The sequence below is a fragment of the Azoarcus sp. L1K30 genome (genome assembly GCF_018122735.1).
Classification (GTDB): domain Bacteria; phylum Pseudomonadota; class Gammaproteobacteria; order Burkholderiales; family Rhodocyclaceae; genus Parazoarcus.
The window spans coordinates 3603682-3623586 of the sequence record NZ_JAGRRD010000001.1 but is presented as its reverse complement, the minus strand read 5'-3'; the positions used below and the strand labels follow the sequence as shown (position 1 = coordinate 3623586).

General features: G+C 62.5%; 19 protein-coding genes. 9 read left to right on the top strand and 10 right to left on the bottom strand.

The window, feature by feature from the left end:
* Window positions 1–11 precede the first annotated feature (11 nt).
* The 5 genes from J5J83_RS16585 to J5J83_RS16565 form a co-directional block, all read right to left on the bottom strand.
* The gene (locus J5J83_RS16585) at window positions 12–1994 is read right to left on the bottom strand and encodes a TonB-dependent receptor (RefSeq protein ID WP_212351019.1); all 1983 of its coding nucleotides are present in this window, start codon (window positions 1992–1994) and stop codon (window positions 12–14) included.
* A 139-nt stretch (window positions 1995–2133) separates the two neighbouring features.
* Window positions 2134–3258 carry a molybdenum ABC transporter ATP-binding protein gene (modC, locus tag J5J83_RS16580; RefSeq protein ID WP_249115763.1) on the bottom strand — a complete coding sequence of 375 codons (1125 nt, stop codon included), beginning with the start codon at window positions 3256–3258 and terminating at the stop codon, window positions 2134–2136.
* A gap of 35 nt (window positions 3259–3293) precedes the next feature.
* On the bottom strand, window positions 3294–3977 hold the full coding sequence (gene modB, locus J5J83_RS16575) for a molybdate ABC transporter permease subunit (protein WP_212351015.1): 684 nt from the start codon (window positions 3975–3977) through the stop codon (window positions 3294–3296).
* Between the two features lie 40 nt (window positions 3978–4017).
* Window positions 4018–4773, bottom strand: coding sequence for a molybdate ABC transporter substrate-binding protein (gene modA / locus J5J83_RS16570; RefSeq protein WP_212351013.1), 756 nt, complete (start codon window positions 4771–4773; stop codon window positions 4018–4020).
* A 37-nt stretch (window positions 4774–4810) separates the two neighbouring features.
* Entirely contained in the window at window positions 4811–5638 is an 828-nt protein-coding gene (locus J5J83_RS16565; RefSeq protein WP_212351011.1) for a TOBE domain-containing protein, read from the bottom strand.
* A gap of 183 nt (window positions 5639–5821) precedes the next feature.
* Here J5J83_RS16565 and J5J83_RS16560 point away from each other — a divergent pair, with 183 nt between their 5' ends.
* The 3 genes from J5J83_RS16560 (at window position 5822) to J5J83_RS16550 (ending at window position 8169) form a co-directional block, all read left to right on the top strand.
* A complete protein-coding gene (locus tag J5J83_RS16560; RefSeq protein ID WP_212351009.1) occupies window positions 5822–6250 on the top strand; it encodes a TOBE domain-containing protein in 429 nt (142 codons plus the stop codon).
* A gap of 97 nt (window positions 6251–6347) precedes the next feature.
* Window positions 6348–7388 carry an ATP-binding cassette domain-containing protein gene (locus tag J5J83_RS16555; protein WP_212351007.1) on the top strand — a complete coding sequence of 347 codons (1041 nt, stop codon included), beginning with the start codon at window positions 6348–6350 and terminating at the stop codon, window positions 7386–7388.
* Window positions 7389–7632: 244 nt separating this feature from the next.
* Window positions 7633–8169, top strand: a complete 537-nt coding sequence (locus J5J83_RS16550; RefSeq protein WP_212351005.1) for a hypothetical protein — start codon at window positions 7633–7635, stop codon at window positions 8167–8169.
* A 114-nt stretch (window positions 8170–8283) separates the two neighbouring features.
* On the opposite strand, the gene J5J83_RS16545 is transcribed toward J5J83_RS16550, so the two are convergent.
* The 4 genes from J5J83_RS16545 to J5J83_RS16530 form a co-directional block, all read right to left on the bottom strand.
* Entirely contained in the window at window positions 8284–8967 is a 684-nt protein-coding gene (locus J5J83_RS16545; RefSeq protein WP_212351004.1) for an ABC transporter permease subunit, read from the bottom strand.
* Between the two features lie 8 nt (window positions 8968–8975).
* Complete coding sequence (gene modA, locus J5J83_RS16540; RefSeq protein WP_212351002.1) at window positions 8976–9755, bottom strand: molybdate ABC transporter substrate-binding protein; 780 nt, start codon at window positions 9753–9755, stop codon at window positions 8976–8978.
* Between the two features lie 36 nt (window positions 9756–9791).
* Window positions 9792–10082: a hypothetical protein gene (locus J5J83_RS16535; RefSeq protein ID WP_212351000.1), complete on the bottom strand. Its 291-nt coding sequence runs from the start codon at window positions 10080–10082 to the stop codon at window positions 9792–9794.
* Window positions 10083–10359: 277 nt separating this feature from the next.
* Window positions 10360–11895 (bottom strand): sigma 54-interacting transcriptional regulator, encoded by a 1536-nt coding sequence (locus J5J83_RS16530; protein WP_212350998.1) that lies wholly within the window; start codon window positions 11893–11895, stop codon window positions 10360–10362.
* A 271-nt stretch (window positions 11896–12166) separates the two neighbouring features.
* Between J5J83_RS16530 and J5J83_RS16525 the strand changes: the two genes are divergently transcribed.
* Together J5J83_RS16525 and alr are read left to right on the top strand one after the other, a co-directional pair.
* Window positions 12167–13420, top strand: coding sequence for a D-amino acid dehydrogenase (locus tag J5J83_RS16525; protein WP_212350996.1), 1254 nt, complete (start codon window positions 12167–12169; stop codon window positions 13418–13420).
* Window positions 13421–13506: 86 nt separating this feature from the next.
* Window positions 13507–14619 carry an alanine racemase gene (gene alr / locus J5J83_RS16520; RefSeq protein WP_212350994.1) on the top strand — a complete coding sequence of 371 codons (1113 nt, stop codon included), beginning with the start codon at window positions 13507–13509 and terminating at the stop codon, window positions 14617–14619.
* Between the two features lie 77 nt (window positions 14620–14696).
* On the opposite strand, the gene J5J83_RS16515 is transcribed toward alr, so the two are convergent.
* Entirely contained in the window at window positions 14697–15557 is an 861-nt protein-coding gene (locus J5J83_RS16515) for a hypothetical protein (protein ID WP_249115762.1), read from the bottom strand.
* Between the two features lie 394 nt (window positions 15558–15951).
* Here J5J83_RS16515 and J5J83_RS16510 point away from each other — a divergent pair, with 394 nt between their 5' ends.
* The 4 genes from J5J83_RS16510 to nosP all read left to right on the top strand — a co-directional run bounded on the left by J5J83_RS16510 (window position 15952) and on the right by nosP (window position 19905).
* A complete protein-coding gene (locus J5J83_RS16510; RefSeq protein WP_249115761.1) occupies window positions 15952–17010 on the top strand; it encodes an ABC transporter substrate-binding protein in 1059 nt (352 codons plus the stop codon).
* A gap of 28 nt (window positions 17011–17038) precedes the next feature.
* A complete protein-coding gene (locus J5J83_RS16505) occupies window positions 17039–17851 on the top strand; it encodes an ABC transporter ATP-binding protein (RefSeq protein ID WP_249115760.1) in 813 nt (270 codons plus the stop codon).
* Window positions 17852–17865: 14 nt separating this feature from the next.
* On the top strand, window positions 17866–18639 hold the full coding sequence (locus J5J83_RS16500; RefSeq protein WP_212350992.1) for an ABC transporter permease: 774 nt from the start codon (window positions 17866–17868) through the stop codon (window positions 18637–18639).
* A 150-nt stretch (window positions 18640–18789) separates the two neighbouring features.
* Complete coding sequence (gene nosP, locus J5J83_RS16495; RefSeq protein ID WP_212350990.1) at window positions 18790–19905, top strand: nitric oxide-sensing protein NosP; 1116 nt, start codon at window positions 18790–18792, stop codon at window positions 19903–19905.

Below are 19905 nucleotides of genomic sequence, written 5' to 3'. Positions count from 1 at the left end.
CGACGATGCGCTCAGAGCGGCGCGTTGAATTGCACGAAGTAGTTGCGCCCCGCCTCGGGAAAACCTTCAGCGTAGGCATAGAGGCGGTCGAACAGGTTGCGGATTCCGGCCTCGATGAGGACGCCCGAATCCGTGCGATAGCCCCCCTTGATGTTCGCCACGGCAAAGCCGGCGGCACGCTGCGCCCCATCGCTGGAGGAGTAGCGCCCGGATGCGGCTTCGACACTGCCCCCGTATTGCCACGGCCCGTGGCTGCGGATTGCCGCAGCGAAGAATTCGTGCCGCGGCGTATCGGTGAGCTTGATTGCGTCGTCTTCGAGGTTGCGCCGGTAAAGCAGGGTGTAATTGGCCCCGATCTTCCAGTGGCCGAGCTCACCATCGACCGTCGCCTCCAGCCCGGTGGAACGCGCCCGCGCCACGTTCTGCATCTGCGAACAGGGCGGGCTGGCACACAATGCGGGGTCGATCCGTACGGTCTGGATCAGATCGGCGATGTCGCTGTGGAACAGCGCAGCATCGAGGTACCAGGTAGGCGCCATTGCGCTGCCGTAGCCGACCTCGTAATGGGTCGCACGCTCGGTCTTCAGACCCGGATTGGGAATGGCTGTGCCGAGACGATAGGAGTAGCGATCCTTGATCGTGGCGAAGCGGCTCTTGCGCGCCACCGTTGCACGTACGGACGCACCGCCTTCAAGCGTGTAGAACGCCCCGGCGAGTGCATTGACCGCATCGTTGTCGCCCGTGTCCTGTCGCACCAGCCCGGTGGACAGGTCATAGGTCTCGGCGCGCAGCGCCTTGCGATAGTCATACGAGAGTCCGCCGACGAGTGTCACCGAGCGGCTCACCGCGATACTGTCTTCAATGGCGAGCGACTGTGTCAGGTCCCGATTGGTCTGTATCGGCTCGCCGCCATCGTGCTCGCGATGGACATCCTCCTTCAGGTGATAGGCCAGTCGCAGCCGATTTGAAGCGGCGAGAGCGAAATCGCCTTCTACCGAGAGCCCGTTGGTGTAGTCATCGTACCAACTGCGAAAGGAAGATCTCTTGAGCTGGCTGTCGTAGCCGGCGTCATCGTAGGCAAACAGCGAGTTCTCGTAGGTGTCGTGATAGGCACGCACCTTGAGTACGTGCTCGCCGAACTGCGTTCGCGTGGCCACGAAGAGACTGGCCTTGTCCCAGTACGGCCACTGCCAGTAACGCACACTGGAGCGGGTTCCCGCATAGGGAGGATTTCCCTTCTCGCCATCCTGGCGCACATAGCCGAGCACATATTCGTCCGTTGCGTTCGGCGTCAGTCCGAGCTTGAAACTGACCTTGCTGTCGCGACGATAGCTGTTATCGCGAGAGCCGCCATCTTCGGCCGCGACCGGTTCGAAGCCGCCCGGCAGCCGGAAACCGTCCTCATCGAGCACGGAAACACCGGCCTGGAGGTACCAGGATTCGCGCAGCAGGCCGACGTTGCCGTAGACGCGGAAGTTGTTGCGCTCGCCGCTGTCGTCGATACCGATCCCGCCCCCGACTTCACCCTCGAACGCCCGCGTCGGGCGCCTGCTGATCAGGTTGATGGCGCCGCCTAGCGTATTGGGACCGTATATCAAGGAACTGAAGCCCTTGGCCACCTCGATACGGGAGAGGTCGAAGGTCGTGAAGCGCCCAAGATCCGCATAGCCGTCGTATGGCACATAGACCGGTATGCCATCGACGAATACCGGCACCTGACGCAGATCGAAGCCGCGCAGGTAGGCCATTTCCTCATTGCGTGCGCCGACCCGGCTGAGGTTGGCCCCCGCCACCATCTGCAACGCACGTCCCACGGTTTCGCGGTCCTGCTCGCGGATGTCCTGCACATCGATCGTGCTGCCCGCGGGCAATTGCCCACCGTCGGCGGGCGCCGTGACGCTGATCTCGCCGAGCGAAAATACCGCCGAATCGCTGGACATCGCCGGCAAAGTCCATGCTGCAAACAACAGTAGCCCCACCATTCTTCGCTTCATTCGAGCTCCTTCTGGCTTTTTCAATATACTTAAGTACATATCGATGGACAGTCGCCGACCCCGGGGGTACATCCCGGTCCATGCAATCCAGTCGTTTCACTTCATCGGGCGTCCAAAGGCGGCGGCCCCGATCATGTGCTCACCCCAGCAGCGCCACCGCCTTGATCTGCGCCCACATCTGTCGCCCGGCAACGATGCCGAGCTGATCGCACGAACGCCTGGTAATACGTGCGATCAACGGCGTACCGCCCGCGTCCAGCCTCACCAGCACGTGCGCCGGCGTATCGGCCGTCACCACCTCACACACCACCGCAGGCAGCAGATTGGTAATGCTGCTGTTCTCATTGCGCGACTCGGCAAGGCTGACGTCGCGCGCATGCACTCTGAAACGAAGCCGATGTCCGATGGCCTCCGGCCGCCGGGCGACCAGCACATTGCCACCGGGAAAGTCCAGCCGTGACAGATGGTAGTGCTCGTCGTGTTCGGCGATGACCGATTCGACGACGACCCCGGCGTCTTCGGTAAATGCGGTTGGCAGGTCCAGCCGCGCCAACGTCGCCACCAGGCCGCCTTGCGCCACCACCCGCCCCTGGTCGAGCAGCACCACGTGATCTGCCAGGCGTGCCACTTCGTCGGGCGAATGGCTGACATAGAGGACAGGAATTTCCAACTCGTCGTGCAGACGCTCGAGGTAGGGCAGGATCTCGTGCTTGCGCTTGAGATCCAGCGCAGCAAGCGGCTCGTCCATCAGCAGCAGGCGCGGACTGGTAAGCAAGGCGCGAGCAATGCCAACGCGTTGGCGTTCGCCGCCGGACAGACGCTCGGGCATGCGATCGAGCAAGGACTCGATGCCGAGCAGATCGACCGCTTGATCCCAAGCCACCCGTCGCGTCGCCGCAGCCACCCGTTTCATGCCGAACTCGAGATTGCGCCGCACCGACAGATGGGGAAACAGGCTGGCCTCCTGGAACACGTAACCGAGCGAGCGTCGATGGGTCGGCACGAAGACACCGCGGGCGCTGTCCTGCCACAACTCGCCATTGACCTCGAGCACGCCCATGTCTGCCGACTCCAGCCCGGCCACGCAGCGCAGACAGGTCGTCTTGCCCGAGCCGGAATGCCCGAACAGCGCGGTCACCCCTCTTCCTGGCAGCCGCAGATCGACATCCAGCGCGAATCCGGGGTAACCCACCCGAAAACGCGCATGAATACCGACGCGGCCTTCAGTCGCGACCAACCGTTCCTCACCGGCACATTCGCTCATTGCAACCAGAATCTCCGCTTCGCCGATCATCGCCCTCACCCTCGCCAGTTGTGCTTGAGCCGACTGGTGTACAGCGCCAGCAGCACGAGGAAGGAAAACACCAGCATGCCACCGGCCAACCAATGTGCCTGAGCATATTCCATCGCCTCGACATGGTCGTAGATCTGCACCGACACCACCCGGGTCTTCTCCGGGATATTGCCGCCGATCATCAGCACCACCCCGAACTCGCCCACCGTATGGGCGAAGCCAAGTATGCCAGCGGTGACGAAACCGGGTTTGGACAGCGGCAACACCACGCTGAAGAAGGTATCCCACGGCCCGGCGCGCAAGGTGGCAGCCACCTCGAGCGGCCGCTCACCAATCGCCTCAAACGCGTTTTGCAGCGGCTGCACGACGAAGGGCATGGAATAGAACACCGAGGCCACGACCAGCCCCGCAAAGGTAAAGGGCAACGTACCCAGGCCAAGGCTCTGGGTGAGTTGTCCGACGAAACCGTTCGGTCCCATCGCCACCAGCAAGTAGAAGCCGAGCACGGTCGGCGGCAGTACCAGCGGCAGTGCGACCACGGCACCGATCGGCCCCTTGAGCCGCGAACGAGTACGCGCCAGCCACCACGCGATCGGAGTACCGATCGCGAGCAGCAGCACGGTCGTGACCGTCGCCAGCTTGAGCGTCAGCCCGATCGCCGCGAGATCGATGCTGTCCAATGACAACATTGCTTGTCTCCTGTCCCTGCGCGAGCTTGCTGCGCTGCCCTTACAGATCGTAGCCGTAGGACTTGATCACTGAGGCCGCCTTTGGGCCCTTCAAGTAGTCGACCAGCGCCTTCGCCGCCGGGTTATCGATGCCTCTCGTCATTATCACGGCATCCTGCCGGATCGGATCGTACAGATCCGCGGGCACGATCCATGCCGATCCTGCGCTCACTTTTCCATCCTTGAAAACCTGGGACAATGCGACGAAACCGAGTTCGGCATTGCCGGTGGCAACGAACTGATAGGCCTGGGTGATGTTTTCACCTTGGACCATGCGGTCGCCCACCGTCTCGCTGAGACCCAGCTTCGCCAGCACCGCCATCGCCGCAGCGCCATACGGCGCGGTCTTTGGGTTTGCGAGCGACAGGTGCTGATACGCGGCAGACTTCAGCACGTCGCCCTTGGGGTCCACGTAGCCCTCTTTCGCCGACCACAGCACCAGTTTTCCGACTGCGTAGGTGAAACGCGTTCCTTTCACCGTGTCGCCTTCGCTTTCGAGCCTTGCCGGCGTAGTGTTGTCGGCCGCAAGGAAGACTTCAAAAGGCGCACCGTTCTTGATTTGGGCGTAAAGCTTGCCGGTTGCGCCAAACGCGACCATCGCCTTGTGACCGGTGTCCTTTTCGAAGTCCGCCGCAATACGTTGCATCGGCGCAGTGAAATTCGCTGCGACAGCAACCTGTACTTCTGCTGCACGAACGCCGAGTGCAAACACGCCAAGACCGAGCGCCAGAAGAAGCCCTGAAACCGGTGCATTCATGATTCGACTCCATTAGGTAGGAAAGAAACGGTCAGCCTCATTCGTAGATGGCCAGAATGACGCTGGATGATTTGAAGAAGGCGCAGGCCTTTGCGCCGGGTTCGATCCCGAGCGCCTTGCAGCTCTCGCCGGTCACCACGCAGGTCACGCTACGACCCGACGGCAGCACCAAGGTGACCTCGTTGTTCACCGGACCCTCGTGCACCTCGGAGACCTCGCCCCACAACTGGTTACGGGCGGTGAGCCGCATACCGGGATCGACGGACAGCATCACCGAGGACGACTTCACCAGTGCAAACACTTCCTTGCCGATCGTCAGCCCGAGGTTTTCCGCGCTGGCCTTGGTGATGATGGCGGCGATCTCGGTGTCGGCATCGAGGCGCACGCGCACCTCGTAGTCCACGCCGCCATCGCGCAAACCGGTGATCGCGCCGGAAAACTGGTTGCGCGCACTGGTTTTCATGCTCATGCGATGCATCAGTTTCTGGAAGCCACGGATATCGCACCCTCCCGCTTCATTGAGGCGTTCCGACAGCCGGTCGAGCGCAGCCTGGTACTCGATCTCCAAGGCCCGGTACATCGCCACCATCTTCTGGCCATACTCGGTGAGCTGAGTGCCGCCTCCCTGTCGTCCGCCGGTGACGCGCACGACCAGTGGCTCCGGGGCGAGATTGTTCATGGTATCGATCGCGTCCCATGCGGCCTTGTAGGACAAGGGCACCGCCTTGGCAGCCTGATTGATCGACCCCTTGCGCCCGATTTCCTCGAGCAGGCGGATACGCGTATCGGACAGGGCCGCTCCGATCTCGGTTTCGAGCGACATGCGGGCGAGGAAGCGGGTCGGTGTCATCGTTTGCGTGATCATTATGTATTCCATTTTATATAAAGCCAGAAGCGTGCCACCTGCGCTTTACTATGGTTGCATCGATACAGGCAGTGGATCTAGAGTTATTGCCATGCAGCATTTGTTCGATTTGGAACATTTTAATGTACTGAATGCTACAACGCTTCCTGGTATCACATCCATTCCCTCATGTCGGAGAAAAGCATGAAAGTCAGCGCCCGCAACATCTTCAAAGGCCCCATCACCGCACTGCAGTCCGGCGCGGTCAACGCGGAGGTGTCCGTCGCGATCGGCGGCGGCGACACACTGGTGGCCATCGTCACCATGGAAAGCATCCGTACGCTCGAACTGGCCGTCGGCAAGGAGGTCATTGCCCTGGTGAAGGCCCCCTGGGTCATGCTGATGAGCGACGGCGGCGACATTCGGCTTTCGGCACGCAACAGTCTCACCGGCACGGTGAAGTCGGTGGAAGTGGGCACCGTCAATGCCGAGGTGAGCATTGCACTGCCGGGCGGAAGCGAGATCGCCTCGGTGATCACGCGGGAAGCGGCCGCCGAACTCGGCCTCAAGCCCGGCGCAACGGTCACTGCCGTCATCAAGGCCTCAAATGTGATTCTCGGCGTGCCCGCCTGAATATGCGTCTGGCGCGCCCCGCGGCGTGCCAGACATCGGTGCAGGCACGGCACATGCTGTGACGATACCTATTGTTCCAACGCACGGTATCGACATCATGTGGCCCTTTTCCCGCCGGTTGCACCACCCTGCCCGCGCGGGCGACGTCGTGCGCGGGGACATCTCGGTTCAGGTCAGGAAGATGCTGTCGGGCGCTCACGGCCCGGCCCTGCTCGATGTCGAACTTCAGATCGCCAGGGGCGAAATACTGGCGCTCCTTGGCCCGTCGGGAACAGGGAAAACCACGCTGTTGAGGCTGCTGGCAGGCCTGCTGCAGCCGGACGAAGGCCGCGTCATCGCCTTCGGGCGCGTGTGGCTGGACACCACCCGCGCCATCACGCTGCCAACGCGTCAGCGGCGCGCCGGATTGGTATTCCAGGACTACGCCCTGTTTCCCAACATGACGGTCCGCGGCAATGTGCGCTTCGCGCTGCGTCGCAGCACCCCTCGCTCACGCGCGGATGAGCTGATCGACATGGTCGGCCTCGATGCCTTGGCGGACCAGCGTCCGGGACGGCTGTCGGGGGGGCAGCAACAGCGTCTGGCGCTGGCACGTGCGCTGGCCGCCGAACCCGACCTGCTACTGCTTGACGAACCGCTGTCCGCGCTCGACGGCAAGATGCGGAACGACCTGCAGGACGCACTGCTGGCCATGCACCGCCACCGCCCCACGACGACCGTGCTCGTCACCCACGACACCGCCGAAGCACTGCGGCTGGCGGACCGCGCCGCGGTAATGGAAGGCGGGCGCATCGTCGCAAACGCCCCACCCCGGGAACTGTTCGGCGTGGCAGTCGACGTCGGGGACGACAACCGGCTCACCATTTCCGCACGCGTGCTCGCCTGCATCGGCATCACGGAAGGCAGACCACAGTACCGGATCGAAGCCGAAGGCCGAACCTGGCTCGCGCACGGCGAGCCTGATGCCATGCTCGAACCTGGCGACAAGGTGCTTGTGAGCGCCGACCGCTGGTCCGTGCGTGCCTCACGGCCATCAGTTCACCGCCGAACACCGGAAGCCCGGTCGAAAGGTGAGCCACCGGGCTCGCCCGCACAAGACAGGCACTTATCGATATATTCATCTACATATAAACAATGAGCTCACCCAGAAAATATCCTGGACATGCTCACATCTTTCGCCATGGCATATGTTTTATTGTTTACATTGATACATATAAAATGTCGCAATGAAGACAACTTCGATGCCTCTCACGGTGAATCCCGAACGGCCAAACACGCAGACACACGCTTCCAGGCCCCTCCTGCTTCGGCACCACGGCGCCGACCCATATGGCATTGCGCTTGCTGGCATCGACCCGATGCTTCGCTGACAAGGAGTTGCAATGTGCGAATATCGAGCCCCACGCCCCGAACACTGGGGCGCAACATCGACCACGACGATCCACCTGCCGAGCCTGCGTGGCATTTCGGCAAGTGACGCCAGGCTGAGGACATTCGCCCTTCACCTGCAGGTCGGCCTGAGCACAGGCCCCTTGAACCCGCGCCAACCGCCGACCGGCACGCTGCGGCTCAGCCGTTGCCGCGCGATTGCGGCCTGCCTGGGTAGCTTGCGCGATGGCGGGAGCGTCACGCCGGACAGCCTGGAGCCGTTGCTCGACCGGCTCGCGCAGCACTGCACTGAGGCCGAACGCCGGCACTGGCTCGAATGCGCACATGCCGCGCTTCAGGCGGCAGAGGTCAGGGCCGACGACGGCGGTCGCCTGTGGAGGTGGCTGGAGATTCTGAGCCTGCGCCTGCTACACCGGCGTGCGGCAGAGATGGCGACGGTGCGCTACCTGCATCCCATAGCCCCGCTCGGGCTCACGTGCGCAAGGCGGCGGTCGCCCTTGAGCGCGTGCAGCCGGCAAGGTGAGGAATGAGGACGAACGCGACCGATTGTGAGGCATTTGGCGGATCCGGGCAGGAAAACACCGGTTGAAAGGGGATGACCGATCCCCGGCCGCGGTGATTTCATTCTCGGACCTGGCCGCCCGTCAGACCGCGCCCAGCCGTTTCAATGCGGCGAACAGCCCGAGCGACACCACCCCCAGCACCAGCGACAACACCGCAGCGCGCTCGAACTCCCCACCGCTCACCGCGTTGAAAATCTCCAGCGACATGGTCGTGGTTCGCCCGACAACATTGCCCCCCAACATCAACGTGATGCCGACCTCGCCAAGCGAGCGCCCGAGGCCAAGCGCCAGCCCTGCCGCCAGCGCACCGCGAATATTCGGCAACAGCACGCGCAGGAATATCTCGAGCTCGGTCTTGCCCAACACCCGCGCCGCCTCGCCCAGCCGGCCCGACACGCTCTCGAGCGCCGACTGCACCGGCTTGACCACCAGCGGCAGCCCGGCGATCAGCGACGCGATCAGCACCCCCCAGAACGAGAACACCACCTCGATCGCCCACTGCTCCCCGAGCCAGCTTCCAACCGGCCCACGACGGCCGAGCACCATCAGCAGCACAAAACCGGTCGCCACCGGCGGGAACACCAGCGGCAGCGTCACCATCGTGTCGACCAGGCCCCGCCCGAACCAGCGCCGCTGCGACAGCGCATAGCCAAGCCCAAGCCCGGCCACCAACTGGAGCACGAGGGTGGCCAACGCCACCTCCGCACTCAGACGCAGGGCTTGCGTGACGGCCGGTTCAGCCAGCACCGCAAGAAGCGCATTCACCCCCTGCGTCACAGACCGTGACGCGCAAGGATGGCCTTCGCCTCCGGGGTCTCGAGGAAATCGCCGAACGCATGCACACCAGGCAGACCCTCGCGCCCCTCGACCACGCCACCGACAATCCGGATCTCCCCATACTGCTCAGGATCGATCTCGATGAATCCGCCGATGCGCTCGCGTACGCCCAGTGCATCGGTCAGATTGATGAATCCGGCATCGATCTCGCCACTGACCAGATAGGCGGTCACCTGGGGAACGGTGGAAACCGTGAGCAGTCGGTCCTTCACCCTGTCCGCCAGCCCGCTGCGCGCCAGGTATTCACTTGCGGCCTTGCCATAAACCGCATGACGCACGTCTGGCAATGCGATGCGGGCAACGTCCGCCTCGGCGATGTCGGCGGGTCGCGTGAGCGCCTTTCCGTTTGGCCAGGCGACCACCAGCCGCCCCCTGCCGGCCCCCAGGTAGCGCCCGAAACCGAGCTGCTTCGCGTTTTCGAGAAAGGCCTGATCGCCGATCACGATCGCAACCTGCTCGCTCTGCACAGCCTGTGCCAACACCTGCCCCATGTTGCCGAAGAAAGGCTCGACCTTGACCCCGGCATGGCGTTCGAAAGCAGCCGCGAGCTCGCTTACCGGCCGTTTGTAGCCGGCGCCGGCAGCAATGGTCAGCGTGTCCGCAGCCTGCGCAGGCAAGGCGCCTGCGAGAACAAACACAACGAGGGCGAGAATTGACCGCACCCCTGAAAAGGCGCGGCGGAAACCACCCGCAATTGAAAACACATGGACCGACATGAACGGACTCCTTGCCAAAGAATGAAGAAAAGCCCCTCAGCGCGGCATGCTCTCGCTGAAGCTGTAGAAGCCCCGCCCGCCGCAGTCCTCACCGACACGCACGACGCGATGGATCAGCCAGCGCTCATCCCGCAACAACCAGGCCGACACCGACTCCGAGTAGGCCGGCGCCGCGTAGAACTCCTCGCCATCATCCGAGCGCGGCTCACGCAGCACGTAGCGATGGGCGTAATAGCAGGCCACACCGTCATGGTCGTATCCGAACACCCGCTCGGCATCCAGGTCTGCTTCGCGAAACAGATCGAAGGCGAGCGGTGTTACGACCATGTCACGCCATTCCGTAGGGAGATTTCTCCACCACGGTTGATCGCCGCTGTCGGAAACCCGACGTCGATCGCCAGCTTTTATATGTTGTGTTGTATATAGCACATCGCAATCCTCACTGAATCCGGAGGGCAATTTCTCGTTTAATCATATCCATCCGCTGATTTATGCAAGATGGCGCGGCCCTCCGCAGCCGCCATCGCTATATATACATGCAATAACGATGCCCACTCGAAAGCCGCACCGAGAGCAAACAGCGAAGAACGCAGGGGGACGGGCTTCAACCCTGGCCGATCCCGTAGCGGCGCATGCGGGATGCGATCGCCGAATGCGAGGCGCCAAGGCGCCGGGCCAGTTTGCGGCTGGAGGGAAAGTCGCGATACAGCCGCTGCAGAATGCCCTTCTCGAAATCGGCCACGGCCTGATCCAGGCTGGTGATTTCTTCCGATACGCCATTCACGCCCTGGCGAGCGGCATTGGCCAGCTCCAGATCGTCGGCGTCGATCACCCGCCGCTCGGTCATCGTCATGGCGCGAAAAATGACGTTCTGCAACTGGCGCACATTGCCCTCCCACGGATTCGCCAGCAAGGCCGCGCACGCCGCTGGCGACAGGCGCTGCAGCGGTCGGCCGGCTTGCGCGCAGGCGCGTTCGAGAAAGAAGTTGGCCAGCGACAGGATGTCGTCCGGACGCTCGCGCAAGGACGGCATGTGCAGATTGAGCACATTGAGACGAAACAGCAGGTCCTGACGGAACTGCCCGGCCTCGACCATGGCCTCGAGCGCACGGTGGGTGGCGCTGATGATGCGCACATCGACCCGGGTCTCGCGATCGCCGCCAACTCGGCGGAAACTTCCGTTATTGAGGAATCGCAACAACTTTGCCTGCAGATAGGGCGACATCTCGCCGACCTCGTCGAGGAACACCGTGCCGCCATGGGCGAGTTCGAGCAGGCCAGGCTTGCCGCCGCGCAAGGCGCCCGTGAAGGCCCCCGGTGCGTAACCGAACAGTTCGCTTTCGGCCAGACTTTCGGGGAGTGCGGCGCAGTTCAGCGCGAAGAAGGGTTCCGTGCCGCGTGCGCTGCCCGCATGGCAGGCATGCGCCAGCAATTCCTTTCCGGTGCCGGTCTCGCCGCTGATCAGCAGCGGGGCATCGACCTGGGCCATGCGTGCCGCCCGCTGCTTGAGCTGCACGATCTGCGAAGAGCTGCCGAGAATGGCTTCGAAACCACCCGAATCGAGATTCTGCAGGGCACTCAGACGCTCGCCCAGGCGGCTCGGCGCATGCAGGGTCAGCACCGCTCCCGCGGTTCGCCCGCCGCTTTCCTGCAAGGGCAAGGTCTCGAGCAGGTAGGGTTCGCCACGGATCTCGATCTCGCGCGCGGACAGTTGGTACCCGCCTTCGACCAGCGCTTCGAGCAAGCCCTCGTCCGGGATCAGCGCCGTGATCGACGAGCCCAGCAGCGCGTCCTCGGAAATACCACTGGCCGCAACGGCGGCGCCGTTGGCGACGACGATTTCGCCCCCGGAGTCGATTGCCAGCATCGGATCGGCCTGCGCCGCCATCAAGGCGTCGAGATACAGCCTGCGCTGTGCCCCGGGCAGCATGGCCACCGCGTCGACCGACTGCACACCGGGCACCTGCTGCATCTCCTGCCGCAACGCGATCAGGCCGGCCTGGTCGAGTTCGGGCGCCTCGATGTAGACCCAGGGCGGATCAACCTCGACCGCGGTGACATTGAGCGAGCGCCGGGCCAGTACGCCAAGGACCTCCTGGGCAATGCCGACACGGTCGGAGAAAACGACGGAGATGCGCATGAGTCATCAATGTACTAATTTCAATACAGCGTATCGTAACCGATACACATCAGCCAAAATGCTGTTTCACAACGATTTATCTCTGCCTACCGGCGATCGCCGGGAAAAAGTGTACTGATTTTCGTACGGATGCCCTGCGTCGCGCCGGGAGATCACATACAACACATTGATTTAACTAGCATTGGAGATCTGGCATGCGCGTTGCTAACGCGATTCAGACGGTCTTTTGCCCCCCGGAAGAGACATCCACCACGCAAAACGGAGCAGATCAATGCATGTACTCATCCTCGGCAGCGGCGTCATCGGCACGACGATGGCCTACTATCTGGCACGTGCCGGCCACGACGTCACCGTGGTCGACCGCCAGCCGGGGCCGGCGCTGGAAACCAGCTACGCCAATGCCGGCGAAGTCTCGCCCGGCTACTCCGCCCCGTGGGCCGGCCCCGGCGTGCCGCTGAAGGCGATCAAATGGTTGCTGATGCATCACAGCCCGCTGGTGATCAAACCCATGCTCGACCCGAAGATGTGGCGCTGGGGTCTGTCGATGCTGCGCAACTGTACCGAAGCCCGCTATCGCGTGAACAAGAGCCGGATGGTGCGCATTGCCGAGTACAGTCGCGACTGCTTGCGTGAACTGCGCGCCGAGACCGGCATCCGCTACGATGAACGCAGCCAGGGCACCTTGCAGTTGTTCCGCACCCAGAAGCAGCTCGACGACACGGCCAAGGACATCGGCATTCTCAAGGAGTACGGCGTGCCCTTCCAGGTACTGGACCAGGCCGGCTATCTCGAGTACGAACCCGCGCTCGCCGCGGTGAAGGAGAAGTTCGTAGGCGCGCTGCGCCTGCCGGGCGACGAAACCGGTGACTGCTTCAAGTTCACCCAGAGCCTGGCCGGCATGGCCGAGGCCCTGGGGGTCAAGTTCCGCTTCGGCACGACGATCGAGGGCCTCGAATACAGCGGCGACCGGATCAGCGGCGTACGCACCGACGCTGGCATGCTGACCGCCGATCAGTACGTCCTCGCGCTGGGCAGCTATTCGCCCCTGCTGCTCAAGCCGCTCGGCATCGACGTTCCGGTCTATCCGGTCAAGGGCTACTCGATCACGGTGCCGATCACCGACGCCAGGATGGCGCCCGAGTCGACGATCATGGATGAAACCCACAAGGTGGCGGTGACCCGCCTTGGCGACCGCATTCGCGTGGGCGGTACGGCGCAGCTTTCAGGCTATGACCTGGAACTGGTCGAAAACAGAAGAAAAACCCTCGAGTTCGTCGTCACCGATCTCTTCCCGCGTGGTGGCGATGTGAGCAAGGCCGAATTCTGGACCGGGCTGCGACCGATGACGCCCGACGGCACCCCCATCATCGGCAAGACGCGCTATCGCAACCTGTACCTCAGCACCGGCCATGGCACGCTGGGCTGGACCATGGCCGCCGGTACCGGGCGCGTCATGGCCGACATCGTCAGCGGACGCACTCCCGAGATCCAGATGGACGACCTCGGCATTGCCCGCTACCGCTGAGCGGTTCACCTCGCACCGGGCCGAGACGCTCGCCGAATCATGACCTTCACGCACAAAGGCGCCCAGCACCCGCGCCGCTTCCCGCAATGAACACGTCGTCCCGAACCCACGCCGGCGCACTGCTGATCATCGACCTGGATGCCATCTGCGAAAACTGGCGCAGTCTCAAGTCGCGCGTTGGCACCACCCACTGCGCAGCCGTGGTCAAAGCCGACGCTTATGGCCTGGGCGCGCAGCACGTCGCGCCCGCACTCTATCGTGCCGGTTGCCGCCATTTCTTCGTCGCCCACGTCGACGAGGCGCTTGCCCTGCGCCCGTTGCTCGCGGCGGACGCCACGCTTTATGTCCTGCATGGCGCACCACCGGGCGCCGAGCCGGTGTTCCCCGCCCACGATATCGTGCCGGTGCTGAACAGCCTGCCGCAACTGGCTGCTTGGCGCGCGTTGGCACAACAGCTTGGAAAGACCTTGCCGGCCGTCCTGCAGGTGGATACCGGCATGGCCCGGCTGGGGCTATCGGCAGCAGAACTGGATCTTGTCTCACACGACCCCGACCTGCTCCAGGGCATCGATCTCACGCTGATCATGAGCCATCTGGTCAGCGCGGAAGAGGCGGGCAATCCGATCAACACCGGGCAACTGGCGCGCTTCCGCGCTGCGCTGCGGCGTCTGCCGCCCACTGCGGCCAGCCTGGCCAACTCGTCGGGCATCTTTCTCGGCGCAGATTATCACTTCGACCTCGTACGCCCCGGCGCAGCCCTTTACGGTATCGCCCCGGCCGCAGGCATCGACAATCCCCAGCGCGCCGTCATCCATCTGCGCGGCAAGGTGATTCAGACGCGGCTCATCGACAGCGGTACCGCGGTGGGCTACAACCATCGGTGGACGGCCCGCCGCCCGTCGCGGATTGTCACTGTCGCCATCGGCTATGCGGACGGCTACCTGCGCAGCCTGAGCAATAGCGGTTACGCCCATTTCCACGGCATCCGCCTTCCGGTCGTGGGCAATGTATCAATGGACACCATCACGATTGACGCCACCGATACCGCGGAAGGTGCACTCCAGGAAGGCACACTGATCGATCTGGCCTGTCCGCTGAATCCGGTCGACACCGTCGCCGAACGCGCGGGCACAATCGGATACGAGATTCTGACCAGCCTCGGCAACCGCTACGCCCGTAGCTGGACTGGCGGCCAATAGACAACAATGAAAACACCCCGCTCAACGACAAGGGCGACCCTGGCCGCCCGTGTTCCGGCTCGGCACAGGGCCTTGCGTCAGAAGTGCCATTGCACCTTGATCATCGGCGTCGTGGTTTCCGAGCCGGTGCTACCTTCCTTCGCGCCAAACTTGTTGTTGATGTACTCGTAACCGATGCCGGCCCGCAAGGTGCGCGGCTTGCCCATCAACATCTGGCCCACATCGGCCATGATGAACATGTCGGTCCAGGTTTCGGGGTCGGTCTTTACGCCGAAACCATCCCTTCCCTTTTCCCCGGTGTAGTTCAGAAAGCCTTCAAAGGACAGCGGCACCGATGCCACTGTGAAGGGCACCCCCCAGGCCATGGCGATACGGTAGGTGGAGTCGAAATTGACCGACTTGCCGACGATGCCATTGTTGTTCCATTCCTTGTAGAACAGCAGACTGACATCGAAATAGCCCTTGGGAATGTCGAACTTCAGCGTCGGACCGACAAGAATCTTGCGCACTTTCGGGGCAAAGGCGGTGTCTTTCGAATTCCAGTCGAACCCGGTCGTCAGCGCCACCTCCTTGACCGGTCCGAAGGACAGACTCCTGTCGAGCACCTTGCCCATGAACAGCTGATGGGCATAGACCACGTAAACTTCCTGCGCCCCCGTGCCACCGCCCTTGGCAGGATCATTCTTGTCCGACATCAGGATATCGACGTTTAGGAAGTTCTGCCCATAGCCATGGCCGCTCACATGGGTGAAGCCGACGATGTCCTTTGAAACATCCTTGGCAATCGCCGGCTCGTTGAACTGCTCTCCATAGCGATAGGAGATGGAGGTATCGCTCCAGTTGGCCGCGGTGGCCGCATATGGCAGCGAGAGGCAGGTGCCTATCACCGCAGCGGCGAGTTTGCGGGAGGGCATGCGGGTCGAGAAACTGGGCTTCATGATACGGGGGCTCCTGAGCAAGAAAGGGATGATTCATCGCAACATCGACAGTTGCTTTTTTTCAAGCTAACAGGGACCAAGGGGTTGATGCGCTATAGTCCGTATTACCGATTTCACATGTTCATACATTAAACAAGTATCTGTTTATATTGTGTATTTTGCGATCGAGAGATCACTTCCCGCTGCACCGCCATCGCGCTTTTCCTGCCGCCTCGCACCGCAGTTGTGCATCGCAAAATCGATAGATTTCAACCCACTATCCTCAGCCTTGTATTTGAGCGCACCGCTTCGGTGCCCTACACCCTCGAAACCGGCCCTGAATGCCGCCTTTTGACCGCGTTTCGCATGGCATGACGCTTGCCAGATGTGATCGACCGACACTCAGGAGCTGCACATGTTTCGTACCAAGGCAAACCCCGTCACCACACGGATGACCCGCCGCCGCGCGCTGGCCGCACTGCTGCTCGCCACCTGCACGATGGGGCTCGGACCGGCGCACGCCGCAGAGCCGGTCAGGATCAAGTTCACATTGGACTGGCGCTTCGAGGGGCCGTCAGCCCCTTTCCTGCTGGCCAAGAGCAAGGGTTACTTTGCCGCCGAAGGGCTGGATGTCGAGATTGACGCAGGCAACGGGTCAGCCGGTGCGGTGACGCGCATCGCCACCGGCGCCTACGACATGGGATTTGCCGACTTCAATGCGCTGGTCGAGTACGACGCCAAGACGCCGGGATCGAAGATCCAGGGCATCTACATGGCCTACAATTCGACGCCAGCTGCGGTTTTCGTGCTCAAGAAATCCGGCGTCAGCAAGCCTGCCGATCTCGCCGGCAAGACGCTGGCGGCGCCGATCTTCGACGCCGGACGCAAGGCGTGGCCGGCATTTGCCAAGGCCAACGGCCTGGCCACAGATGCGGTGAAGTGGCAAACCGTCGAACCCGCCATCCGGGAGACCTTGCTTGCACGCGGCGACGTGGACGGAATTACCGGCTTCTACTTCACCAGCGTGCTCAATCTCGAAGCACGGGGCGTCAAACCCGAGGACATCGTCGCCCTTAAGTATCCCGAGCATGGTGTCGAGTTCTACGGCAACACGCTGATTGCAAGCCCGAAGATGCTGAACGAACAGCCCAAGGCCGTCGCAGGTTTCGTACGCGCCTTCAACAAGGCCCTGAAGGACACCATCGCCAGTCCGGATTCCGCCATCCTCGCGGTCAAGGAACGTGACCCGCTGATCAACGTCGCACTCGAAAGCCGGCGCCTCAAACTTGCACTCGAATCCGTCGTCGTCACGCCCGAAACGCGCTCACTTGGTCTTGGCGCGGTCGATCCGGCGCGCCTGAAGCGCTCCGTGGCCGAAGCGGCTGTCGCCTTCGGACTGCCTGCCACGCCGGACGCCGAGGCCTTGTTTACCGTTGCCTATCTGCCGCCGCTCGCCGAACGCGCGATCAAGTGAGCATCACCTAGAGGAGTGCGCGGGTGGCATGCATACATGCTTGCGCCCGCCGGTATCGATCATGGATTTCGTCCGTTTTGAAGATGTGAGCCTGGCGTACCAGCCTGGCAGTCCCTTTGCGATCGAGGATGTCAGTCTGTCGATTCGCGAGAACGAGTTCATTGCGCTGGTCGGCCCGTCGGGATGTGGAAAGTCGACGGTGATGAAACTGGTCACCGGACTCAAACCGCCCTCGAAGGGCTATGTGTACGTCGACGGTCGTGAAGTGGGCGGTCCGCAGAAGTGCGTCGGCATGGCCTTTCAGGCTTCCAACCTGCTGCCCTGGCGCACGACCTTGCAGAACGTGATGCTGCCGATGGAAATCGTCGAGCCTTACCGCTCCACGCTGAGGACGAAACGGGCCGAATACGAAGAGCAGGCGCGAATCCTGATCAAGCGCGTCGGCCTGGCCGGCTTCGAGGACAAGTTCCCGTGGGAACTCTCCGGTGGCATGCAGCAGCGCGCGTCGATCTGCCGTGCCCTGATCCACAAGCCACGCCTGCTGATGCTCGACGAACCGTTCGGCGCGCTCGACGCTTTCACTCGCGAGGAGTTGTGGTGCATGGTGCGCGACTTGTGGCAGGAAGAGCCGTTCACCGTGGTGCTGGTCACCCACGATCTGCGCGAAGCGGTGTTCCTCGCCGACACGGTGTACGTGATGAGCAAACGCCCGGGCCGCATTCTGGCAAGGCGTGAAATCGACCTTCCCCGTCCTCGCGACCTCGACGTGACCTACTCCGAGCCGTTTGCAGACTATGTGCACGAACTGCGCGAACACATCGGCCACATTCGCCAATCCTGAGCCGGGAGGCCCTCATGCTGTCACAAAAAACCCTGATCCGGCTTGCTCCATGGCTCGTCGTTGCGCTCTTCGGCCTGCTGTGGGAAGGCATCGTCGTCGCCTTCAACGTACCTGAGTTCCTCTTCCCCTCGGTGTCGGCAGTATGGCATTCGACCCTGGACCACTGGGATCCGATCATGATGCATGCCACGCAGACTTTCCTCACCACACTTGCCGGCTTCGCCATCGCCGTGGTCTTCGGACTGCTGCTGGGCGCAGCGGTGGGGTCGTCACCGATCATCTACAAGGCCCTCTACCCCCTGCTGGTGGGCTTCAACTCCATCCCCAAGGTGGCCTTCGTACCGGTTCTGGTAGTGTGGTTCGGCATCGGCACGATTCCCGCCATTCTCACGGCCTTCCTGATCTCGTTCTTTCCGGTCGTGGTGAACGTGGCCACCGGCCTGGCAACGCTCGAACCCGAGATGGAAGACGTGCTGCGTTCGCTCGGGGCGTCCCGCCTCGACATCCTGAAGAAAGTCGGCCTGCCGCGCGCGATGCCTTACTTTTTCGCTTCGCTGAAGGTCGCGATCACCCTCGCCTTCGTCGGCTCTGTCATCTCCGAAACCGTTGCCTCCAACCTCGGCATCGGCTACCTGATGATGGCCGCCAGTTCGTCGATGGACATGGCGCTGGTGTTTGCCGGCCTGATCGTGATCGGCATCATGGGCGTGGTGATGTATGAGCTTTTCGCGCTGATCGAACGCAAACTCACCGGCTGGGCACACCGCAATCCGAACGGGGCCATGTAAGCCTGCGACAACCGAAAGACCACATCCCGCGATCCACGTCTGACTAGGACACCCACCATGTAGTCTGTATTATGGCCCCGACGGAAACATTGTATGTCGCACACCGGAGACGACAGAATGGAGACGCATGGGGGCACATCACGCATTCGGATGGGCCACTCCCCGGCCACCGACCCCGAAGCTGCGGCGGAGGACTTCTACCATTCGGTTCGGCAGCCCGACGCCGCGCTCGTCGTATTCTTCTGCTCGGCCGACTACGATCTCGAGGCGCTGGCCGCGGCGCTGAACAAGCGATTTGTCGACGTCCCGGTGATCGGCTGCACTACGGCGGGCGAGATCGGCCCAGCCGGATATCGCGCCGGCAGCCTTTCCGGCTTCAGTCTCCCTAGCGGCGGATTCAAGGTGGCCTATGACCTGCTGCAGGGGCTGCAGGATCTCGATATCGGCGATGCCCGTGCGTTCGCGCGCAGGTTGCTGGAAACCCTAGACGACGACGGGAAGGCGCGCGCTGCCCGCAACACCTTTGGTTTCCTTCTGATCGACGGCCTGTCGATCCGCGAAGAGCCCGTTGCCAACGCGATACAGAGCGAGCTTGGCACGCTGCCGATGTTCGGTGGCTCGGCCGGCGACGGAGCCGATTTTTGCCAGACCTGGATATTTCACCGCGGTGCCTTTCACGCCAACGCAGCCCTGCTTTCGCTGATCCGTACCGAACGGCCATTTCAAACCTTCAAGACACAGCACTTCATCCGGGAGTCCGAGCGTCTGGTCGTCACCGAGGCCGACGCAGGCCGCCGCATAGTCCATGAAATCAACGGGTTGCCCGCCGCACAGGAGTATGCCCGTCTCATCGGCACCAGCGTTGAAGAACTCTCCGAGGCCAGATTTGCCTCCTCGCCAGTCGTCGTCGTGATCGACGGCACGGATTACGTGCGCTCGATCCAGCGGGTCAATGAAGACGGCAGCCTGACATTTTTCAGCGCGATCGAGGAGGGCCTGGTATTCCGTGTTGCCCGGGGCGAGAACCTGGTCGCCAATCTTGAACAGGCGCTCGAATCCCTGAGCGCCGAGATCGGTGGCAAACCCGAACTCCTGATCGCGTGCGACTGCTACCTTCGTCAGGTGGAGATGATGCAACGCGGAGACCGGGACGCGGTGGAGACATTGCTCAAGCGCTTCCATGCTGTGGGATTCAGTACTTATGGCGAACAGATCAATGGTATCCACGTCAATCAGACACTGACCGGCATTGCCATCGGCCGTTGA